3 protein-coding genes are annotated in these 1561 nt (G+C 64.2%); 2 read left to right on the top strand and 1 reads right to left on the bottom strand.

Annotated features, from left to right (window positions below; genetic code table 11):
* Window positions 1-203 precede the first annotated feature (203 nt).
* Complete coding sequence (locus B7X32_RS20820; protein ID WP_292724128.1) at window positions 204-452, bottom strand: SOS response-associated peptidase family protein; 249 nt, start codon at window positions 450-452, stop codon at window positions 204-206.
* A gap of 109 nt (window positions 453-561) precedes the next feature.
* On the opposite strand from B7X32_RS20820, the gene B7X32_RS20815 reads away from it, so the two are divergent.
* Both B7X32_RS20815 and B7X32_RS20810 read left to right on the top strand, forming a co-directional pair.
* Window positions 562-1077 carry a hypothetical protein gene (locus B7X32_RS20815; RefSeq protein ID WP_292724126.1) on the top strand — a complete coding sequence of 172 codons (516 nt, stop codon included), beginning with the start codon at window positions 562-564 and terminating at the stop codon, window positions 1075-1077.
* 26 nt (window positions 1078-1103) lie between these two features.
* The coding region (locus B7X32_RS20810) for a fatty acid desaturase (RefSeq protein WP_292724123.1) at window positions 1104-1561 on the top strand (458 nt) is incomplete at its 3' end.

Genomic DNA, 1561 nt, shown 5'->3' with positions numbered 1-1561 from the left:
CTGTGGAATCGAATGGCGTGTGCGAGGGGATAGCGGCATACCTTGACGAGTACGTGGATGGCGCACCAGAGGGACATGTTTCCGTCGATTTCAACGCATCGCCTGGCACGAGCACGACGAAGCGGGTAGCAAGGCACCTAGCACGCAAGGCCGACGCCCGCGGATGCCATTTTCCGACAACGGAGTAACTGTTCCGCTACACGCTACGCCGCCGGGGCGATCACGGTCGGGTCGTCGCGGTCGACGGTGCGGGTGTTGTTGACCTTCTGGTCGACGACGTACTGCTCGATCGTGGACGCGATCGAGGTGGAGGATCCGTCGAGGAGGGCGAGCATGTTCTCCCGGCCGGGACGGTCGAGCTTGACCGGTTCGAGCCACGCGTCCATGGCGTCGGGGGCGAGGAACGCGGGCATGCGGTCATGGACTTCGCGGCCGGCGGCCGCGCCTTGGATACGGGGCGCTCGCGATGCGTTCTCCGCGGCACCGCCCGGCTCTTCGCGCTCCCTCCCACTGGGCGTTGCGCCTGTGAGTGCGTACAGGTTGGGGGCGTAACGTCAGTTCATGAACGCACAATTGAAGATCGTGGGGCAGAGCCCCGAATTGCTGGGTCTGGATTCCATTCTTGTCGGCTCGCTTCCTGCGACGCTGATGACGGATGATGCTCCTGACCGTTACACCGTGGAAACAGTGTTCACGCGTAAGGCCGGCCGCGACGAGGTCTCTGCGATCCTGGGCAGTCAGACGCGTGACTATCTGTCCGATCGTGGGTTCTCGACCGTGGAGCTGCACGTCTCTGATCGTCGTCTGGAGATCGGGAACACCAATCTCGAAGAACTCCGGGACGGGCTTGCTGCGGTGATCGCGGATCGGCTTGCGGAGATCAGCGTTGCCCTGCTCGCGGATCGGGAAGTGGCGGCCCTTCGTTTCCAGGACGCGTCTGAACGGGAGCAGGAACGTGCTGCGCGGGTTGCCGCTCTGGCCGGTTCGGTGACCTTCACCCGTCGCCCCGCGGCTGTCGCTGATGATGCCGCGCGTATCGATGACTGGGTCGAAGAAGGCGGTGCCGTCCGCCGGTAAGGGCGACACCAGAGAGAAGGTTCATCATGGATGCCATCCACGAGACCGCCCGTACTCACCCGCGCGGTGACGCGCCTCGTGGGTCGAGCGCGTTCACCGAATTGGCGCAGCAGATCCGCGGTCTTGGGCTACTGCGCCGCCGCTACGGTTACTACTGGACGAAGCTGATCGCAGCGCCACTCGCCGTAACGGTGTGCCTGTTCGTGTTCGTGTGGATCGGGGACAGCTGGTGGCAACTGCTCACGGCCGCCGTACTGGGTATCGTGTTCACGCAGATCGCGTTCCTTGGGCATGATGCGGCGCACCGGCAGATCTTCGTCTCCGGGCGCTGGAACGACTGGATCAGCATCATCCTCGGCGACCTGCTCGTCGGCATGAGCTACGGCTGGTGGCAGCACAAGCACACCCGTCACCACGCCAACCCGAACAAGCTCGGCTCCGATCCTGACCTGGAGCTACCCGTCATCGCGGTCACCGCAGAGAC

Source organism: Microbacterium sp. 13-71-7, assembly GCF_002257455.1.
GTDB lineage: Bacteria > Actinomycetota > Actinomycetes > Actinomycetales > Microbacteriaceae > Microbacterium.
Note: the sequence above shows the minus strand (reverse complement) of the source record. Positions and strands in the feature narration are given on the sequence as shown.